The 18,388-nt window shown below is 38.1% G+C and carries 16 protein-coding genes; 2 read left to right on the top strand and 14 right to left on the bottom strand.

Features of this window, described 5'->3' with window-relative positions; translation table 11 throughout:
• Positions 1-21 precede the first annotated feature (21 nt).
• The 5 genes from ACMCNP_RS02720 to ACMCNP_RS02740 are packed head-to-tail and all read right to left on the bottom strand — an operon-like array spanning position 22 to position 5,103.
• The gene (locus ACMCNP_RS02720) at positions 22-996 is read right to left on the bottom strand and encodes a glycosyltransferase family protein (RefSeq protein WP_419313501.1); all 975 of its coding nucleotides are present in this window, start codon (positions 994-996) and stop codon (positions 22-24) included.
• Positions 993-2,063 (bottom strand): glycosyltransferase family 9 protein, encoded by a 1,071-nt coding sequence (locus ACMCNP_RS02725; RefSeq protein WP_419313504.1) that lies wholly within the window; start codon positions 2,061-2,063, stop codon positions 993-995. Before ACMCNP_RS02725 ends, ACMCNP_RS02720 begins: the two co-directional genes overlap by 4 nt.
• Positions 2,060-3,199, bottom strand: coding sequence for a GNAT family N-acetyltransferase (locus ACMCNP_RS02730; RefSeq protein ID WP_419313508.1), 1,140 nt, complete (start codon positions 3,197-3,199; stop codon positions 2,060-2,062). The genes ACMCNP_RS02725 and ACMCNP_RS02730 overlap by 4 nt, the downstream gene beginning before the upstream one ends.
• Positions 3,196-4,317, bottom strand: coding sequence for a glycosyltransferase family 9 protein (locus ACMCNP_RS02735; RefSeq protein WP_419313511.1), 1,122 nt, complete (start codon positions 4,315-4,317; stop codon positions 3,196-3,198). The genes ACMCNP_RS02730 and ACMCNP_RS02735 overlap by 4 nt, the downstream gene beginning before the upstream one ends.
• An 18-nt stretch (positions 4,318-4,335) precedes the next feature.
• Positions 4,336-5,103, bottom strand: a complete 768-nt coding sequence (locus tag ACMCNP_RS02740; RefSeq protein ID WP_419313514.1) for a polysaccharide deacetylase family protein — start codon at positions 5,101-5,103, stop codon at positions 4,336-4,338.
• A gap of 113 nt (positions 5,104-5,216) precedes the next feature.
• Here ACMCNP_RS02740 and ACMCNP_RS02745 point away from each other — a divergent pair, with 113 nt between their 5' ends.
• Positions 5,217-5,972: a dolichyl-phosphate beta-glucosyltransferase gene (locus ACMCNP_RS02745; protein ID WP_419313517.1), complete on the top strand. Its 756-nt coding sequence runs from the start codon at positions 5,217-5,219 to the stop codon at positions 5,970-5,972.
• Positions 5,973-5,995: 23 nt separating this feature from the next.
• A complete protein-coding gene (locus ACMCNP_RS02750; RefSeq protein ID WP_419313519.1) occupies positions 5,996-6,634 on the top strand; it encodes a DNA-3-methyladenine glycosylase in 639 nt (212 codons plus the stop codon).
• Between the two features lie 36 nt (positions 6,635-6,670).
• Here ACMCNP_RS02750 and ACMCNP_RS02755 read toward each other — a convergent pair whose 3' ends face one another.
• The 9 genes from ACMCNP_RS02755 to glmU form a co-directional block, all read right to left on the bottom strand.
• Complete coding sequence (locus tag ACMCNP_RS02755) at positions 6,671-7,150, bottom strand: c-type cytochrome (RefSeq protein ID WP_419313521.1); 480 nt, start codon at positions 7,148-7,150, stop codon at positions 6,671-6,673.
• Positions 7,151-7,196: 46 nt separating this feature from the next.
• Positions 7,197-8,150 carry a branched-chain amino acid transaminase gene (locus ACMCNP_RS02760; protein WP_419313523.1) on the bottom strand — a complete coding sequence of 318 codons (954 nt, stop codon included), beginning with the start codon at positions 8,148-8,150 and terminating at the stop codon, positions 7,197-7,199.
• Positions 8,151-8,257: 107 nt separating this feature from the next.
• Complete coding sequence (mtnA, locus tag ACMCNP_RS02765) at positions 8,258-9,322, bottom strand: S-methyl-5-thioribose-1-phosphate isomerase (protein WP_419313525.1); 1,065 nt, start codon at positions 9,320-9,322, stop codon at positions 8,258-8,260.
• A 23-nt stretch (positions 9,323-9,345) separates the two neighbouring features.
• Positions 9,346-10,842 carry an Asp-tRNA(Asn)/Glu-tRNA(Gln) amidotransferase subunit GatB gene (gene gatB, locus ACMCNP_RS02770; protein ID WP_419313528.1) on the bottom strand — a complete coding sequence of 499 codons (1,497 nt, stop codon included), beginning with the start codon at positions 10,840-10,842 and terminating at the stop codon, positions 9,346-9,348.
• Positions 10,826-12,361, bottom strand: coding sequence for an Asp-tRNA(Asn)/Glu-tRNA(Gln) amidotransferase subunit GatA (gatA, locus tag ACMCNP_RS02775; RefSeq protein WP_419313530.1), 1,536 nt, complete (start codon positions 12,359-12,361; stop codon positions 10,826-10,828). Before gatA ends, gatB begins: the two co-directional genes overlap by 17 nt.
• A 23-nt stretch (positions 12,362-12,384) precedes the next feature.
• Positions 12,385-12,783, bottom strand: a complete 399-nt coding sequence (locus tag ACMCNP_RS02780; RefSeq protein ID WP_419313532.1) for an Asp-tRNA(Asn)/Glu-tRNA(Gln) amidotransferase subunit GatC — start codon at positions 12,781-12,783, stop codon at positions 12,385-12,387.
• A gap of 64 nt (positions 12,784-12,847) precedes the next feature.
• Positions 12,848-14,923, bottom strand: a complete 2,076-nt coding sequence (locus ACMCNP_RS02785) for an ATP-dependent helicase (RefSeq protein WP_419313535.1) — start codon at positions 14,921-14,923, stop codon at positions 12,848-12,850.
• Between the two features lie 10 nt (positions 14,924-14,933).
• Positions 14,934-16,856 (bottom strand): glutamine--fructose-6-phosphate transaminase (isomerizing), encoded by a 1,923-nt coding sequence (glmS, locus tag ACMCNP_RS02790; RefSeq protein ID WP_419313537.1) that lies wholly within the window; start codon positions 16,854-16,856, stop codon positions 14,934-14,936.
• A 4-nt stretch (positions 16,857-16,860) separates the two neighbouring features.
• Entirely contained in the window at positions 16,861-18,387 is a 1,527-nt protein-coding gene (gene glmU, locus ACMCNP_RS02795; protein ID WP_419313539.1) for a bifunctional UDP-N-acetylglucosamine diphosphorylase/glucosamine-1-phosphate N-acetyltransferase GlmU, read from the bottom strand.
• Position 18,388 lies beyond the last annotated feature (1 nt).

Below are 18,388 nucleotides of genomic sequence, written 5' to 3' on the forward strand. Positions count from 1 at the left end.
TATTAATTTATCAATTATTAGTCAATCTCCGGTCTTTTTTATTTTATCTAATTTCAAAAAAACCCTTATCTTTTTTACCGCATTTGAAGTTTCGTTAATCGCATCCTTAACCAATTTATAGATAATCATTCTAAAAAACTGAGAAATACCTCTTTTCTCCCGCATAAATGTCTTAAAGTCGTCTACATCCCAATCCTGTTTTGAGGCAAGACCCCTAAAAGAAAACGGATGAAATTCTAAATCTTTTTTGTCAATGCGTTCAAGCCATCCGAAATCGGAATATATATATTTATCGACACGCGGGTCATAATTGGAAACCCAATTTTTTAATTTATTTATTATTCTTAAATTATAAAGTTTTTCCATCTCCCTATCTTTTTTGTACATATCGGCAGGGTTCTTAGCCCTGCCGTAATGGTACATATTGGCGCCGATAGATACGGCATTTTTATTTTCAATATTTATTTTGACACCGTTTATATCTTTAAATCCCATCGCATCTCCCCATGAATAAACCGTTCCGTCATTTCTTATAATGCGAACCTCCTTATCATAAAAGAATTTTTTCTCTGATTTTTTCGCATAGGAAAAATACCCGCCGAAAAAATGAATGTAATCAAAAACAAACCCTTTTACATCTTTATTGCCCATATTGTCTTCAAGAATCTTCGCTATCTTTGCATAATCCCGTTCATGAATTCCTTCATCGCACTGAACATATAAACCATAATCGCCGGTAATATTTTTGATGGCGATATTAGTTTTTTCAGACATAATGCTGCCGCTCTTTTTTTTAACCTCCCAGTCTGAATCTATCAGTTTAATCTTCGGATTTTTCTCTTGTAACCTTTCAAGTTCAAGACGGGTATTATCTTGACCCTCGCACGCTACGACGACAAATTCGTCCACTAACGGGAGTGCCGACATTATCGACTCCCTGAAGGGATACCCCATCAAAACTCCGTTCCTGATGAAAGTAAAACCGGATATTCTCATTCGAGTAGTTTTTTCGCCCCCTCTTTTAAATCATCCAGCATTATAAAATCCATGCAGTCCGGAATGCCATTTTTACCAAACCCGTCTCCGGAACAATTTTTACGGAAACAGTGATAGCATTCCTTTTTTTTATCTATTACGTAAGTTTTGTTAGACGTTATCGGACCGCAAATTGTAGGGTCCGTGGAACCGAAAAGGGCTATTAATGGCGTTTTTATGGCCGACGACATATGCATAACCCCATTATCTACGGACACAACGATGGCCGCCCTTTTAATGATACCGCCGAGAATAAAAATATCGGTTAAACCGGTCAAATTAACACTCATATATTTATTCTCAATCATTTCATATATCTTTTTAGATGTTCCTTCGTTTTTTTTAGCTCCGGAAATAACTACGTAAAAACCTTTCGCATTTAGATAATCGGCAAAAAGCGAAAATAACTCTGGGTTCGCTTCCTTTGATTTTCTTGTGGAACAGGGAGAAAATAAGACAAATTTAAAGTTTTCAACGCGACTGTAATCGTTAAAGGAGTTTTTTAAAATATTTTCTGCATTTTTAATGTCTTTCTCACTTACTTCGTAAACATAATCTCTGCTAAAATATTTTTCGGAAATATAAAACGGTTCTATAAATTTTAAAGACTTATCGACGTTATGCATGTTTTTTTCAAACTTTATCTTATCGTGAAGAAAAATATTATTTATACCTTTATCCTGCCCAATCTGTTTCTTTGAGAGTAAAGAGCCGATAACGGAAAATTTAAAAGACGTCAAAAAATTAATACATATGTAAAATTTTGTTATACCTAACTCTTTCGATTTTAGCCTTCTTAGCCTTAAAAAGAGATTCAATACGCCTAATATACCCATTATCCCCTTTATTTTCCCGGAATCTACTATTCTCCATATATCGGGATTTCTTTTTAAAACCGGTGAGGCACCAGGGGATACGACGAGGACAATCCTGCTTTCCGGAAATTTAAGTTTTAATGCCCTTATAGCCGGAGTAAGCATCAAAACATCGCCTATATAATTATGTCCGAATATTAAAAAATCTCTCATCTAAAAATCCTTTTTACATTATAAATAATCTCATTCTTTAAGAAAATATTTAATTTAAATAACAGATAGATAATCCTTTTTTTATAAATATATATCTTAAAATTTCTCCTCTTTACGGCAAGAAATCTTTTTTTATAATCCTCGGAACCCTTTAAAAAATCAAATTCCTTACAACCCGATAAAATAGCCTCGCTAATATTATTATACGTCAAAACGATACCGGGGTGAAGATATGAATATTCCGGATCGAAACCGGGCAGATAAACCTGTCGTTTACGTTTAAAATCAAAACATACCGCTCCGGCTATCAATTTATCGTCGTATTTTAAAAAAGACAGGTCAAGAATACCCTTTTTATATAATACTTCAAATAAATTTTGAAAAAAAAGCTTAATTTTGTTACTGCTAAAAACCCCCTCTTTTCCCCTTTTATTCCATCTTTTTTGATGCAAGTTAAAAAACTCTTTTATATAATATTCAAAATTAAAATTTTCTGACGGTTTTTCATTAGCCGCATTGACGGAAATATATTCAACCCCTTTTTTTTCGGCATTTTTAACCCTTTTCAATATGTTATAACGCTGCTTGGAATTAAATTTTTTCAAATAGTCTTCTACTTTTAGAATACCGTTTGCATACATATCGATATAATAACAATCTCCCGAGGATTTAATAAAAATACCTGTATTTTTTAGCCCGTCGATATTTAAATTTATTTCATCTTTAAGAGAATCGGATACCTGTTTTAAGTATATTAAATCTATTCTGCCTTTATCAAAGAATCCGGCGCCTAAATATCCGCAGGTTTCCTTCAAAATATTGCTAATTTTATTTGTGCTTAAAATCCCTAAATAATCTGAATAGTCGTCGCTTATAAATCTTAGACATTTAAAAAAAAAGAAAAAACGCTCAATATAAAATGGTGCAATCGCTTTTATTTCACCGGTCGCATCATCACATTCCGTGATAATAAAGAGTTTCTTTCCGCTATCGTCGGTTAAAAAATATCTAATCCATATGGATAGCCAATCATACGATAAAAAAACAAGGGCAAAATAACCGTTCTTTTCTATAAAACGATCCCAATCATGTTTAATTGCTTTGAATCCGCCTTCATCGCGTATGATTTTTATCATCCGGTAATATTTATACGGCTTAGGTTCAAATCCATGTTAATAATATTGAAAACCTTATCAGGGGTTATTCTCTTCATACACAAAACACACTCCTTAAGGTTATTGCTTTCTATCTTATTGAGGGGACATTTCTTTTTAAAGCATGGAATGCAGATTAAACTATCAGTCAAAACGACAGAATTTTTTCCGACCGGACCGGTTAACGTTGGCTCGGTCGGACCAAAAAGCGAGATAACTTTTAGCGTATCAATAGTCGATGCTATATGCATCAGTCCGGAATCAGGCGTTATAAAATAGTCCATTCTCTTAAGAAGTTCTTTAGCCTGTTTTAACGTGGTTTTTCCGATTGCGTCGGCAACTTTACCGGTTTTTAAGGCATTCAGTATCTCTCCGGATAAATATTCCTCCCCCTTACCCCCGAATATCACTATATTAGCGTTAAAAGAATCTATAAGTTCTTTTGAAAGCTTTATGAAATATCTGACCGGCCACCTCTTTGTCTTCCATGTGCCGGTTGGATTTATTCCGACTAATATATCTTTTTTGCCGCCCGTCTTTAAATCAACCGCTCCGATATCATCGGCAATTTTAAGACTCTTTTCCAAAAAATCAAGGGCAAACCTCTCATCGCTTTTCGTTGTAATTAGGATTGGATTAGGTTCCTCTATCTTTGCTCCGCCGCAATTTTGCGCCAAAAACAGATAAAATTTTAAGGCATGCTCAAGCGACCTTCCTTTTCTTATAATCTTCTTATTCTGCAAAAAACCTAAACCTGCATATTCTTCCACATATCTTCTTTTTGCGCCGCTCAAAAACGCAAGAACGGATGTCCTGCTCACACCCTGCAAATCTATCGATAGGTCGAAACGGCAATTTTTTAATTTTTTAAGCAAAGATAAACAATCCCGCATTTTAAATCTTTGTCTGTCTATGACGATAACATCATCGACATACGGGTTAAGGATGGCGATATCTTTTGATTTGTCCTCTATGAGCCATGTAATAAAGCTATCCGGGTACCCCCTTCTTATGGATTCTATCGCCGGGGTTGCAAGAAGGCAGTCGCCTATGGAACTCAATTTTATAATTAAAATATTTTTTACGCTTTTTTCAACCATATTTTAATTCACCGTATGTTAATAAAAAAGTTTTACTTTAAATATTTTTCTTTTAAATTTAAAAAAATCGGTATTATGCCTGATGGCAACTCGCTTTAACGCAAAAAAATCCGCTCCCCTTTTTACTATGCCGGTTTTAGTTATACATGCCCCGTTAAAACCGGCCTCCCCGACTAACCTTTCCGTTTCTTCATTGTAATCTCCGTAGGGATATGCAAAAAAGTTTATATTCGTATTCAGCGAATCCTCTAATTTTTTTTTAGAAACCAAAATCTCTCGATAAGCTTCTTCAGCGGAAATTAGGGTAAGATGAGGATGCGTATCCGTATGGGCGCCTATCTCGATACCATATTCAGCCATTTCTTTAAGTTCGTGTGTATTCAACATCTTGTCCCGATTTTCACCATTTTTTAAGTCCCATTCGTTTACACCCCCTATGAGTCCGGAAACCATAAAGACCGTCGCCTTTACACCGTTTTCTTTTAAAATTTTAAATCCGTTAGAATAAACGGACTTTGAACCGTCATCAAAGGTAAGCGATACGTATCTACCCCTTTCACTGATTAAATCAGGTATTGTGCCGGATTCCTTTCCGTTCGTAAAGTAATAATCATACAGGGCTTTTAACTCAGAAAGAGTTAAAAACAGGTAACCGAAATCCTTTAAATATTTAATTTGTCTGTCAAAATCCTTTTCTGCAACGTAAAGACCGGGAAACTTTGCGTTCTTAGGATAACTACCTATTTTGTGATATAATAAAATTATTAATTTTGGATTTTTAGCCATAGAATATTATTATTATACTATAAAAATAAAATTTTTAAATATCGAAGTAAAATATTATAATATATTATAAAAATTTAAATAATAAAAAATTTTAAGATTTAACGCAAATTTACATGTCCGAAAATTCCGATTATAATAACAAGCCTAAAACCGCTAAGACCTCCATCTCGGTGGTTATTCCTACCTACAACGAAGAAAAAAGGATTAAGCAAACTATAATTACCCTCAGGTCATATCTAAAATCGAAAAAATATACTTATGAAATGATAGCCGTTGACGACGGGAGTACCGACGGCACGTTAAATATCTTAAAAGACCTGCTTTCAACAGACTTAAGGGTTATAACCGTAACGAAAAGCGGGAAGGGAACTGCTGTAAAAGAGGGCATCTTATCGGCAAACTACAAATATGTTTTTTTTATGGATGCCGACCTGTCTACGAGAATCGAAGAAATAGAAAAATTTATAAGAATATTTAAAACCGAACCGGAGACAGACGTTTTAATAGGTTCGAGATATCTGCCGGAAGGCTCGGTTACAATACAGCCATCATTTAGAAGTATTGTAGGCAGAACATTCAGCCTTATAAAATCAAAACTGCTTAATATAAATTTTTATGATTCACAGTGCGGATTTAAAGCCTTCAGGCTCCAAACTGCAAAAAAAATATTCGCAAAATCAACGATAAAGGGTTTTTCCTTTGATGTAGAGATACTCTACATAGCGCTCCTGAATAATATGAAAATAAAAGAAGTAAGTGTAGACTGGCATCATGAGCCCGGGGGGCACGTTAATGTAATCACAGATTCCGTGCCCATGTTAATAGAACTTATACTAATTTTTTTAAACAAAAATAAATATAAGTTCTAAATTATTTATTTTTCGCTTAAACCGTGGAATACCGAAAACTTCAAAAATCATTTTTTCTTAGAAAAGACACATTACAAATTGCAAAAGAATTATTAGGCAAATATTTATTGACCGATATAGACGGAGCCGGCATCACAGGCGGAAAAATCGTCGAAGTCGAAGCTTACCTCGGAAAGGAAGATAAAGCGTCGCACGGTTACAACGGGCGCAGGACCAAAAGAAACAGGAACCTATACAGAGAAGGCGGGGGTGCATACGTATATTTTTGTTATGGTATCTATTATTTATTTAATGCGGTAACGGGTAAAGAAAATACGGCGGACGCAGTATTGATTAGGGCGATAGAGCCGACAACGGGCGCAGACCTAATGTTAAAGAGAAAAATGGAGAAAAATAAACATAGTACTGTTTCCGCAGCGGCAATAAATAGAATTGCTTCCGGACCCGGTCTTTTAACGATTGCATTGGGTATTAATTTGAGACATGACGGCACTGCCATATGTAACAGTAATAAACTTGAAATATGGATAGAAGACAGGGGGACAGAAATCCTCGGAAAGGATATAACGGCAGCCTCAAGGGTCGGGGTCGATTACGCGGAAGAATATGCATCGTTGCCGTGGAGATTTAAGATTAGAGGCAATAAATGGGTGAGCAAGTAACCTTAATTTATGCTTGTAGTTATCGGAACCGTTTTCTTATTTTAAGGACTCAAGATATTTTGATAATATTCCTATATTTTTCGAAGACATGCCTTTAAAATTAGGCATAATGGCGGGATATTTAATGCCGTTGAAAGTTACAACGCTACCCTCCCTAAAATGCGCGGAAGGATCGGCTATCTGAACTGCAATCCATGAAAAATTTTTGATAGAACCCATATGCGATAAATCAGGCCCCATAATACCGCCCTGCCCGTTTATCGCATGACACACGATGCACCCCTCATAACGAAATAAGGCATATCCTGTTTCTACGCCCTTATATTGCGGAAACATCTCATGACCCCTGTTATTTATCATGCTCCCCTTATTTTTCATCATACTTCCCATCATAATATTGCCGCCTCTGCTTGCAATGGTTTCCACGGCATAGGCTTTCTTGGAACCAATTCCCGAAAGCAAATAAATGCCTATGATAACAAATGGTATTAATAATATTGAAATACTGATTTTCATTGCAAGACCCTTTTTTTTAATTAAATAAATAATACGACCACACGGTTTACTTTACGTAAGTCAACCATTTTTCGTATTTCTTATTTCCGCCTTTGACTATGTTGAAAAAGATATCTTGAAGTTTAAGAGAGATCTCGCCTGCTCTTCCTATGCCTATTTTCCGTTCATCAATTTCCCTAACGGGGGTTACTTCGGCTGCCGTTCCGGTCAAAAAAACCTCGTCGGCAATATACAGTTCGTCTCTCGTAATCCCTTCCTCTTTAACCTCAATATCCGTTTCTCTTTCTATCACCTCTATAATACTGTCCCTTGTAATGCCTGGTAAAACGGAAGACAAAGGCGGAGTCTTTATACAGCCTCCGGAATAAATAAAAATATTTTCTCCACTTGCTTCACATACAAAACCGGACGTATCCAACATTATCGCCTCATCATAACCGACGTCTACGACCTCTTTTTTGGCAAGAATAGAATTTATATATTGACCGGTAGACTTAGACATACCCATAAACGTATTCGCATGAAACCTTGCATAAGACGATACCTTCGCCCTTATACCGCTTCTAAGTGCCTCATCACCCAAATACGCTCCCCAATACCATGCGGAAACGGCAACCCTCGTGTCGTAATCTTTGATATAAATGCCAAGCCCTCCGTTATCGCCTACAAATACTATCGGTCTTATATAGCATTCATTAAATTTGTTTAATTTAACTACCTCCGTTATAGCATCTTTAATCTCTTTCTTTTCGTACGGTACCGATATCTGAAGTATGCGACATGAATTAAAGAGCCTGTCTATATGCTCATCAAGTCTAAAAACAGCAGGTATTCCGCTTTTGGTTTCATAACACCTTATGCCCTCGAATGCCCCGAGACCATAGTGCAGAGAATGGCTGTTAACCGGAACCTTCGCATCCTCGTAATCGACAAATTCGCCGTCCATCCAAACCTTTGACCCCTCAAAAGGACAAGCGTCTCTCTTATTTTTATTTTTCATAGCCCCTGCTCTTTTTCCTAAAATTTAAGTTTGATTAATTACGACCATATATAAAACTGCCATGCGGTTATTATAACATATATAACAGGTAAAAACTATCGATATTATTATCGTTTGCCAAAAGCCTCTGCGATATATTTTTTGTACGACGGATACAAAACCCCATTTTCGGTTATTATTGCGGAAATATATTTATTCGGCGTTATATCGAAGGCATAATTTAATGCCAAGGCATTTACAGGAGCAATTCTTTTACCGAATACACAGACAACCTCATCCGGATCCCTTTCCTCTATCGGTATTGCATCGCCGGAATCAATATTCAGATCTATAGTGGAAAGAGGGGCGGCAACGTAAAATGGGATATTATTTTCTTTTGCGAGAACCGCAACCTGATATGTACCTATTTTGTTCGCTACGTCTCCATTGGAAGCAATTCTGTCTGCCCCTACTATAACCGCATCTACCTTCCCTTTTTTCATTAAAAGCCCGGCGGAATTATCGGCAATAAGGGTTACCGGAATATTGTCCTGCATGAGCTCCCACACCGTAAGCCTGGCACCCTGAAGAAAGGGCCTTGTTTCATCCGATATGACCGATATTTTTTTATTTTCCTCTACGGCAGCCCTTATGACCCCGAGTGCCGTTCCGTAACCGGCAGTCGCAAGCGCCCCTGCATTACAATGAGTAAGAACCCTATATCCGTCCTTTAAGAGTCCTGCCCCGTAATGCCCCATATTTTTATTTATTTCTATATCCTCGTCATAAATCTTAAGCGCTTCGCTTCTTATGCGTTTTACTATGCTTCTTATGCCGGCAACGTCTTCGCTCCCGCTCTCGACAATCTTTTTAATCCTGTTTACCGCCCATCCGAGATTAACGGCAGTGGGTCTTGCGGAAAACATAAAATCGCAGATCTTGAAAAAATCCCGCTTAAACGATTCATAGTCCCTTATTTCAGCCGCTTCCGACAATGCCTTTGCCCCCAAATATAAACCGAAAGCCGCCGAAACCCCTATTGCCGGAGCGCCCCTTACTATCATATCCTTTATTGCGTTGTATACTTCTTTATAATTTTTTAACTCCACATAAATTGTTTCCAACGGAAGTTTTCTCTGGTCTATCATCTCGACAACGTCGTCGCTTCTTAGTTTTAAAGTATAAAAAGACATTTAATCCCCCCTCCCTTTCATTCCTAACATTCCTTGTTTTTTTCCGCTATGGACCTTTTTAATATCTCGTTTACCTTCTTGGGATTAGCCTTACCCTTTGTTTTCTTCATTACGGCACCAACGAAAAAACCGAATAGTTTGTCTTTACCGGAGATTAAACCTGCCAATTCTTTTGGATTTTCTTCTAATACATGCTCGATAATATCCCCTATGCCTTTTTCGTCCGAAACTTGAGCCAAGTTTTTTTCTTTTATAATCTCACCGGCCTTTTTTCCCGATAGCAACATCTCGGTCAATACTGTCTTTCCGGTATTTTTGTTAATATTTCCGGCCTCTACCTCAAGTATAAGCCCCAGAAAATTCTCACTTTTAACTAAATCTACAACCCTTTCTTCCTTCCTTTTTTCTCTCATCTTATCTTTTGTTTTTAATTCAGACAATAAATCATTAATGACCCAATTGGCTATTTTTTTAATTTCAACCCTGCCTTCGTTGATTTCAATCAAGTCCTCAAAGTAAAGGGCTATTTCTTTATCCTGAGTCAATACTCCGCTGTCGTATTCGGCCAAAAGGTACTCTGCGGCGTATCTTTCCCTTTTTGCCGCAGGCAATTCCGTAATGGAGCCCTTGATCTCGGAAATAAATCTATCCGTTAAAATTAGCGGCGGCAGGTCCGGTTCTTCAAAGTATCTATAATCATGTGCTTCCTCCTTTCCCCTCATTGGCCTCGTCAAATTTTCCCTGGAATCGTAAAGCCTCGTTTCCTGAATAACCTTTCCGCCGTTTAAGATGACATCTATCTGTCTTTCTATCTCATAATTTATTGCCTTTTCTACGAACTTGAAGGAATTAACATTCTTAACTTCAGTCCTTGTCCCCAAGTCCGGATCGCCTTTCTTTCTGACGGAAACATTTGCGTCGCATCTAAAGCTGCCCTCCTCCATGTTGCCATCGGAAACACCGAGATAAACAAGAATATCTCTCAATTCTTTTAAATAAGCGACCGCCTCGCCGGAGGAATTTATATTCGGTTCGGAAACTATTTCTACAAGAGGAGTTCCCGCTCTGTTCAAATCGACGTAAGATTCGTTTCCAATATGGATAAGTTTTCCGGCATCCTCTTCGATATGAAGCCTGTTTATCTCGACCCTCTTTTCCACGCCTTCGACCTTGATATCCAAATAACCGCCTGATGATACAGGTTCTAAATATTGCGATATTTGATATCCTTTCGGCAGGTCGGGATAAAAATAGTTTTTTCTTACAAATACGCTTCTCTTGTTTATGACAATATTTAAAGCCAGTGCCGCCTTAACGGCAAGTTTTATTCCCTCGAAATTAATCACCGGAAGCGCTCCGGGAAGCCCGAGACATACGGGACAAACCGCAGAATTAGGCTCTATTCCGAAAATATTAGGGCAGGTACAAAACATTTTAGTCTTCGTCAAAAGTTGTGAATGAACCTCCAACCCTATAACCGATTCAAACTGACTGCCATTTGTACTATGCATGCTGTTCATATCTTATATCCTTTTTGTTTATATTATTTTCCCTGAACTTAATTTCTCCCTCTATAATCTTTGCAACGGAAAGAAGCCTGTCTTCCGTTAACCAAGGAGAAATAATCTGTAAACCTATAGGAAGAACACCACCTGGTTTTGCGGGATTGTCCACAAAACCTACAGGCATGCTTAATGCCGGCAGATAGGAAAGGTTAACGGATATAGTGTAAATATCCGACAAATACATACTTAAGGGATCACCCGTTTTCTCGCCTATTAAAAACGCCGGCGCCGGCGAAGTTGGTCCTATAATAATGTCCGTTTTTTCAAATGCATCCTTATAATTTTTTATAATCAGCTTCCTGATTAAAGACGCCTTTTTATAATAGGCATCATAATAGCCCGCAGATAGGGCGAAAGTCCCTAAAATTATCCGCCTTTTTACCTCATCTCCAAATCCGAACTCCCTTGATTTACTGTAAAGGTCGTCTAGCCCCAAGCCTCGCGCTCCTTGTTCTTGTTTATATCTATAACCGAACCTTATACCGTCGTATCTTTCCAAATTAGAGCTTGCCTCGCTCGTAGCGATTATATAATATGCCGCTACAGAATATTTGGTATCCGGAAGAGATATGTCAACTATGTTTGCGCCAAGCCCCTTTAATAATTCCCTTACTTCCAAAATTTTTGAATTAACATCGGAATCCAAACCTTCAGAGAAAAATTCCGCAGGTATACCAACCCTTAAGCCTTTGATTGAAGCCTTATCCGCCCTGCCGATAATACCTGCATAATCTTTAGCCTCAAACCTTCTCGTAGTCTGGTCCCTTTCGTCAAATCCCGCGACTGCATCCAATAGAATTGCAGCATCGGTCGTATCCTTGGCAAGAACTCCCGCCTGGTCTAACGACGAGCTGAAAGCAACGATGCCGTACCTGGAAATTAGACCGTAAGTAGGCTTTAATCCGACAACCCCGCAAAAAGCGGCGGGCTGCCTTACCGACCCTCCCGTATCCGTTCCGAACGACCCTGCACATAAATCCGCACTCACAGATGCAGCGGAACCCCCGCTTGAACCACCCGGAACCCTCTTGAAATCGTAAGGATTTCGAGTTACCTTATATGCGGAATTTTCTGTAGAAGAACCCATCGCAAATTCGTCAAGATTAGTTTTTCCCAAGAAAACATAATTATTTTGTTTGAGTTTCTTAACAACCGTAGCATCATATGGACTTATGAAATTATCCAATATTTTAGAAGCGCAGGTAGTCTTTTTGCCCTTAATTAAGAAAATGTCTTTTATAGAAAGAGGAATGCCGGTAAGTAGAGGAATATCTCCGCCGGACATAATTATTTTATCGGCGTTTTCCGCATTTTTCATAGCCTCTTCGAAGTCGGTTTGAAGATAAGCGCCGATAAACGTATCTACTTCCTTAATCCTTTTAATGTATGAATCCGCTATATCGACGCTTTTTATTTCGCCCTGTCTCAAAAGTTTGCCGAGCTCGCCTATCGTTAAATCGTATAAATTATCCATATGACAATCCTCTTATATTTATTTTACTCTATAATCTGCGGGACGACGAAAAAGCCGTGCCGCAATTCCGTTTCCGATCCGGTATCCGTAAATGATCGGACCCTTAAGCTCGGCGCATTGCCCTTGACTATGCCGAAATCGAAACTATCATCCGTTTTACACTCGTCGATACGGCAATCTTTAAAAAATTCGTCGTTTAAATCAACGCCTCGGACAAGTTTATCATACTCAAGCTCGTCTAATATGCCGCTAATCTTGGAAACGTCGGCCTCTTTTATTATATCGATATAACCCAATATTCCGTTTAACTCCGAGCCTAAATGCTCTAAATCTTCCCGGCTTAAATCGAGTTTCGCAAGATTTATAACATGCCCTATATCTATAATATCCGCCGCATCGGCATTACCATTGCCGTTATTCATTAAACATCCCCCCTTCCGCTTTCTTCATTATTTATATATTATCGGCTTGCTTATCCCCTGCTTTTTAATAGTACTCGTAAGTATCTATTATTTCTTCTATTAAATTTTCCGGTATTTCCCTTAAAAATCTTGAAGGCATATTATATTTATATTCCTTTCCCGACCTTCTTTTTTTGGACCATGTAAGGTATATCTTCTCTTTTGCCCTTGTTATTCCTACGTAACACAACCTTCTTTCTTCCTCTAAGGATAATTCGTTATCTAACGACCTTGCATGCGGAAAAAGCCGTTCTTCCAAACCGACTATGAAAACAACCGGAAATTCAAGACCCTTGGCACTATGAATAGTCATAAGGGAAACATTGGTAGCATCTTTATTGCTATCGTTTGAATTTTCCCTGAAATCATCAACGGCGCTCTGGTCTAAGAAATCCACGATGCTTTCAAACTCGTGGGATGCATTTATTAATTCCCCTATGTTTTCTATTCTATTCCTATCTAATTCATCGGCTCTTAACGCCCCGTTTTTAAGCATAGCCTCATAGCCGGAGGCTTTATAAATAAAAGCTATCATATCCGCCAATTTAATGCCGGTTACGGGTCCGTCTTCGACTTTATCCTCTATATCCGCCTTCAGTTTTAGTATTATATCGAAATAATTAGCCATACCAGGCTTATTATTGTAATTACCGCTATTTTTATCGTTCAGATATGTCCTGTCTTCTAAAAGAGTCGGCGTATTCAATCCCCTGACGAAACCCAACAAGCCCGATTTTAACGCAACCAAAATGTCTGTCCCGTTTTTGCTTGCAGTATCGGTGATCGCCCTTACGGTCTTTTCTCCCGCTCCGATAGGCACGCACTGAATGCTTCTTTCAAAACTTACCACATCTCTGGGATTTGCGGCAAACCTTAAAAACGAAAGGATATTTTTTATTTCTTTTCTCTGATAAAACTTTAATCCGCCGTAAATACTATATCTTATACTTGCTTTTATAAGCTTGTCTTCTAAAATTCTGGATTGAGAATTTGCCCTGTATAACACCGCTATATCTTTGTTTGAATATCCGTCTTCATTTATAAGTCGCCTTATTTCTCTCGCAACGAAATAACCTTCGGAATAATCGCTATTTGCCTGATAAATCGTTATCCTGCCGCCGCCGCATTTATCTGTCTTAAGCGTCTTGTCTTTTCTAAATTTATTACCCTTAACAATGCTGGAAGCGGCATTAAGGATAATCCTCGTAGACCTATAGTTTCTTTCTAATTTTATTACCGAACAACCGGAATATACCCTTTCAAAGCTCAATATATTATCCACACTGGCACCCCTAAAACTATAGATAGACTGATCGTCGTCTCCTACTACGCATATGTTTTTATACTTGTCCGCAAGAAGTTTAACGAGTTTATCCTGTATAAAATTCGTGTCCTGAAATTCGTCTACCATTATATATTTATAAAGATTAGAATAATGTTCCAGAACGGAAGGATTGGTCTGAAAAAGCTTAACAACGTTAAATATCAGGTCCCCAAAATCCATGGCATTATTTTCCTGAAGTCTTTTTGAATATTTCTCATATATAGCAGCATAATTTTTTTCCCAGGGTTTAATCGTTTCACGAGCCTCTTCAAAATTAATATATGAATTTTTGCTCTTTTCAATAAAGTATTTTGCCTTAGATGGTGCTACTATTTTTACGTCGATATTTAAAGACTTAATAATTTTAGTCAGCATCTTAGCACTATCGTCGTCGTCAAAAATCGCAAAAGATTTACTGTATCCGATTAAATCGGCATGCCTCCTTAAAAGCTTAAGGCAGAACGAATGAAAAGTAGAAAAATCGGGCAACCCGTATTCGACGTCATCAGAGCTTATACCCGTCAGTGCCTTACGTATTCTTTCTTTCATTTCCCTTGCGGCTTTATTGGTAAACGTCAAACCAAGTATATTATATGGTTTCGCCTTACCTGTTTTTATTAAATGAACTGCCCTCAAGGTTATAACCTTTGTCTTTCCGGAACCGGCGCCAGCGAGAATCAAAATAGGACCGTCTCCGCAGGTTACGGCTTTAAACTGCTCATCATTTAATCCGTCTAAATAATCCATGCGATCTTCTGTTTTTTCGGCGTTTAGCATTATTTATTAATTATTCTACCGTTACGCTTTTTGCTAAATTTCTCGGCTGATCTATGTCCGTTCCTTTAAGCTCGGCAATATGATAAGCTAAAAGCTGAAGGGGGACGGTATAAAGTATGGGGCTTAACACCTCTGAAATTTTCGGTATTTTTATTAAGTCCGAAAGCTCTCCTATATCGGGTTCATAGTCGGAAACGGCAATAATCTTACCGCCCCGCGCTTTTATTTCTTCCATGTTCGATATGGTTTTAGGGGCAAGCATATTATCCGATAAAAGGAACAAAACAGGCATATTCTCGTCCACTAACGCAATCGGTCCATGCTTCATCTCCCCGGCGGGATAACCCTCGGCGTGAATATAAGAAATCTCCTTTAATTTTAATGCCCCCTCAAGGGCTATGGGGTAGAGTATTCCCCTTCCCATATATAAAAAGTTTGAACTTTTATAATATTTTTTTGCTATTTCTTTAAACATTTCATCCATAAGCAAAATTTGCTCCACCTTTTTCGGCAATTCCACCATATCGCTAAAAATGTTTTCAACGTTTATATCTTTTAAATGCGGAACAAATCCCGTCCTTTCCCTTATATAAAAAGCCAAAAGCAAACCGCATAAAAGTTGTGCAGTAAAAGCCTTTGTGGACGCTACCCCTATTTCGGGACCGGCATGCGTATATATGACCCCCTTGTTGGACATCGCGGTTATTTGCGAACCGGGTACATTAGTAATGGACAATATACCGGCATGTTTAGCCTTTGCAATCCCTAAAGCGCTGTTGGTATCTGCCGTCTCGCCGGACTGAGAAATGCCGACGAAAATATCTCCCTTTGAAATAGGAAAGTTTTCATATCTTAATTCCGAACCATATTCCGTTATTACCGGAATATTGCAAATGGTTTCTATCATATATTTGATTGCAAGAGCGGCATAATAAGAAGAACCGCAGGCGGTAAAAACAATTTTAGATGCATTTTTTATATCGTTTTTAGTAAGCTTCATATTTTCTATCGAAATTTTTATATCGGAAAATATGTCAATATTGTCTAATTTCGTTATTTTCTTATTCTTGCCGGCGATATTATTATTTCCCCCGAACACGACTCTCGACGAAAAAGCATCTAAGAGACAAGCGGGCTGTTCAAATATCTCTTTCTGCATAAAATGAGAAAAACCGGATTTTGCAGACTTCGAGGCATTCCAGCCTATTTTTGTAGGGGTCTTTTTTATCTTTTTCCCCTTAAATGTAGTAATTTCTAATTTTCCATCGCAAAAATATGCTATTTCTGAATTTTTTAGATATATTACGTCTTCGGAATATTCCATAAGCGGAGAAACATCGCTAGCGAAATAAATATTGTTGTCCTTTTGCGCCAACACTAACTGCGGACCGTATTTAACGGCGGCAATGCTTTTTTCCGAAGCATTTAACGCCAAAAAAGCAAAAGAACCGAAAAGCTCAAGGGCAGAAAGCCTCACGGCTTCACGAAAAGACCTGCCTTCGTTAATATAATATTCTATTAAATGGGCTATGACCTCTGAATCGGTAGGGGTAGCTATTTTATGCCCTTCCTTAATAAGCCTCTCCCTTAAAACAGTGTAATTCTCGATTATCCCGTTATGAACGATAGCGATGTTGCCAGAACAATCCATATGGGGATGAGCATTTTCTTCCGTCGGTTTACCGTGTGTAGCCCATCTTATATGCCCTATCGCAATATTCGACTTAGGCGATTTTACGCATCGGAATGCGGCGGACAGATTTGTAAGCTTTCCTGATTTTTTAACGCATTTTATTTTCTTTTCAATATTGTCGCAATAAGCAATACCCGAGGAATCGTAGCCCCTATATTCAAGATTTTTAAGACCGTTTAATACGATATCTACCGAACTATCTCCCCTGATATCGCCGGAAAAACCCATTATACCGCACATATTTTCACATCTCTCCCTTTTTATCCTTTATCCGTTTATCTTTCGCTTCGGCCTTTTTTTTCACTCTTTTTGAGACCCATCCGGGTATATTTTTTTGAACTGTCCGAGATACGGCAAGAGAGTCAGCGGGTACATCTTTAATAATAGTTGAACCGGCCCCGACATATGAACCGGCGCCTATCTTTACCGGAGCTACCAACTGAGAATCAGAGCCTATGAAACAGCCGTCTCCGATAACGGTCTTATGCTTTTTTGCCCCGTCATAATTACACGTTATAACACCGGCGCCTATATTGACACCGGCGCCTATCTCCGCATCCCCTATGTAACTCAGGTGTGATGCCTTGCTGTTTTTGCCTATCGTCGATTTTTTTACTTCTACGAAATTGCCGATTTTACTACCCTCAAGTATCGACGAATCCGGCCTTAATCGCGCAAACGGCCCTATTTGAACACCATTCATGATAGTGGCTTTTTCTATAACGCTATAGCTTTTTATCTCTGATTTTTCGAATATAACGGAATCTTTTATAACGCATCCGTTCTCCACTACAACATCGTTAGATAAAAAACTTTTTCCTGAAATAAAAACGCCGGGGTATATAATTGAGTTCTTCCCTATTTTTACATTATAACCTATATATATATTATCAGTCGATATAAAATTTATGCCCTCTTCCGCCAAATTGCCAATAACCCTGCCCTGCAATATCTTTTGCGCTTTAATCATATCCGGCTTAGAATTAACCCCGATAAATTCCAAACTATCATGATGCTTATAACAACGGGTCTTTAAACCTGCCTTATAAAAAATATTTACGATATCAGTGAGATAAAATTCTTTCTTGCGGTTGTTGGGTTTTATCAGCTTTATCAGTTTTTCTAAATAATCTAATCTGATTATATAGATACCGGAGTTAATCTCTTTAACCTCGGCGGTCTCCGGCGGATGATCGCACAATTCCTTTTCTTCGACGATTTTCTCCGCAAACCCCTTGTTATCCCTCAAAATTCTGCCGTAAGAATAGGGATCCTCCGCTTCTACCGAAAGAACGGTTAAATCATTGTCGTTATCCAAATGAAACTTCATCATTCCGATATAAGTTTTCATCTCTATTAACGGCATATCGCACGGAAGAATCAAGAGATCGCTTTTATCCGAAAACATATTCGATTCTAATGCCCTTAATACTGCGTCTCCGGTTCCAAGATAATTTTTCTGAGAGGCAAAATCAAACGATAGTCTCTTCGTTTTGAATCTTTTTTCCTCTAAAAAATATTTTTTTACGAGATCGCCCTTATGCCCTATTACAATACCTATTTCATCCAATAAAACTCTATATTCGGAACCCCTGCGGATATTAAAATACTTCCCGACGTTTATAAGTGATTCAATCGAATAAAATATAAGGGGGTTCTCTAACAGATTTAATAGGGCTTTGGGGGCTTCGGATTTCATCCTCGTCCCAAGTCCCCCCGCAAGTACAAGGGCACCGACGTTTTTTACCTTTTTATTTTTGTCTGAATTCATA

It is taken from the genome of Candidatus Acidulodesulfobacterium sp. H_13, assembly GCF_048541835.1.
Classification (GTDB): domain Bacteria; phylum SZUA-79; class SZUA-79; order Acidulodesulfobacterales; family Acidulodesulfobacteraceae; genus QIJE01.

What these genes read in the sequence shown, in the direction of transcription:
- ACMCNP_RS02720 (WP_419313501.1), bottom strand. Translation starts at nt 996, where the DNA reads ATGAGAATATCCGGTTTTACTTTCATCAGGAACGGAGTTTTGATGGGG.
- ACMCNP_RS02725 (WP_419313504.1), bottom strand. Translation starts at nt 2,063, where the DNA reads ATGAGAGATTTTTTAATATTCGGACATAATTATATAGGCGATGTTTTG.
- ACMCNP_RS02730 (WP_419313508.1), bottom strand. Translation starts at nt 3,199, where the DNA reads ATGATAAAAATCATACGCGATGAAGGCGGATTCAAAGCAATTAAACAT.
- ACMCNP_RS02735 (WP_419313511.1), bottom strand. Translation starts at nt 4,317, where the DNA reads ATGGTTGAAAAAAGCGTAAAAAATATTTTAATTATAAAATTGAGTTCC.
- ACMCNP_RS02740 (WP_419313514.1), bottom strand. Translation starts at nt 5,103, where the DNA reads ATGGCTAAAAATCCAAAATTAATAATTTTATTATATCACAAAATAGGT.
- ACMCNP_RS02745 (WP_419313517.1), top strand. Translation starts at nt 5,217, where the DNA reads ATGTCCGAAAATTCCGATTATAATAACAAGCCTAAAACCGCTAAGACC.
- ACMCNP_RS02755 (WP_419313521.1), bottom strand. Translation starts at nt 7,150, where the DNA reads ATGAAAATCAGTATTTCAATATTATTAATACCATTTGTTATCATAGGC.
- ACMCNP_RS02760 (WP_419313523.1), bottom strand. Translation starts at nt 8,150, where the DNA reads ATGAAAAATAAAAATAAGAGAGACGCTTGTCCTTTTGAGGGGTCAAAG.
- mtnA (WP_419313525.1), bottom strand. Translation starts at nt 9,322, where the DNA reads ATGTCTTTTTATACTTTAAAACTAAGAAGCGACGACGTTGTCGAGATG.
- gatB (WP_419313528.1), bottom strand. Translation starts at nt 10,842, where the DNA reads ATGAACAGCATGCATAGTACAAATGGCAGTCAGTTTGAATCGGTTATA.
- gatA (WP_419313530.1), bottom strand. Translation starts at nt 12,361, where the DNA reads ATGGATAATTTATACGATTTAACGATAGGCGAGCTCGGCAAACTTTTG.
- ACMCNP_RS02780 (WP_419313532.1), bottom strand. Translation starts at nt 12,783, where the DNA reads ATGAATAACGGCAATGGTAATGCCGATGCGGCGGATATTATAGATATA.
- ACMCNP_RS02785 (WP_419313535.1), bottom strand. Translation starts at nt 14,923, where the DNA reads ATGCTAAACGCCGAAAAAACAGAAGATCGCATGGATTATTTAGACGGA.
- glmS (WP_419313537.1), bottom strand. Translation starts at nt 16,856, where the DNA reads ATGTGCGGTATAATGGGTTTTTCCGGCGATATCAGGGGAGATAGTTCG.
- glmU (WP_419313539.1), bottom strand. Translation starts at nt 18,387, where the DNA reads ATGAATTCAGACAAAAATAAAAAGGTAAAAAACGTCGGTGCCCTTGTA.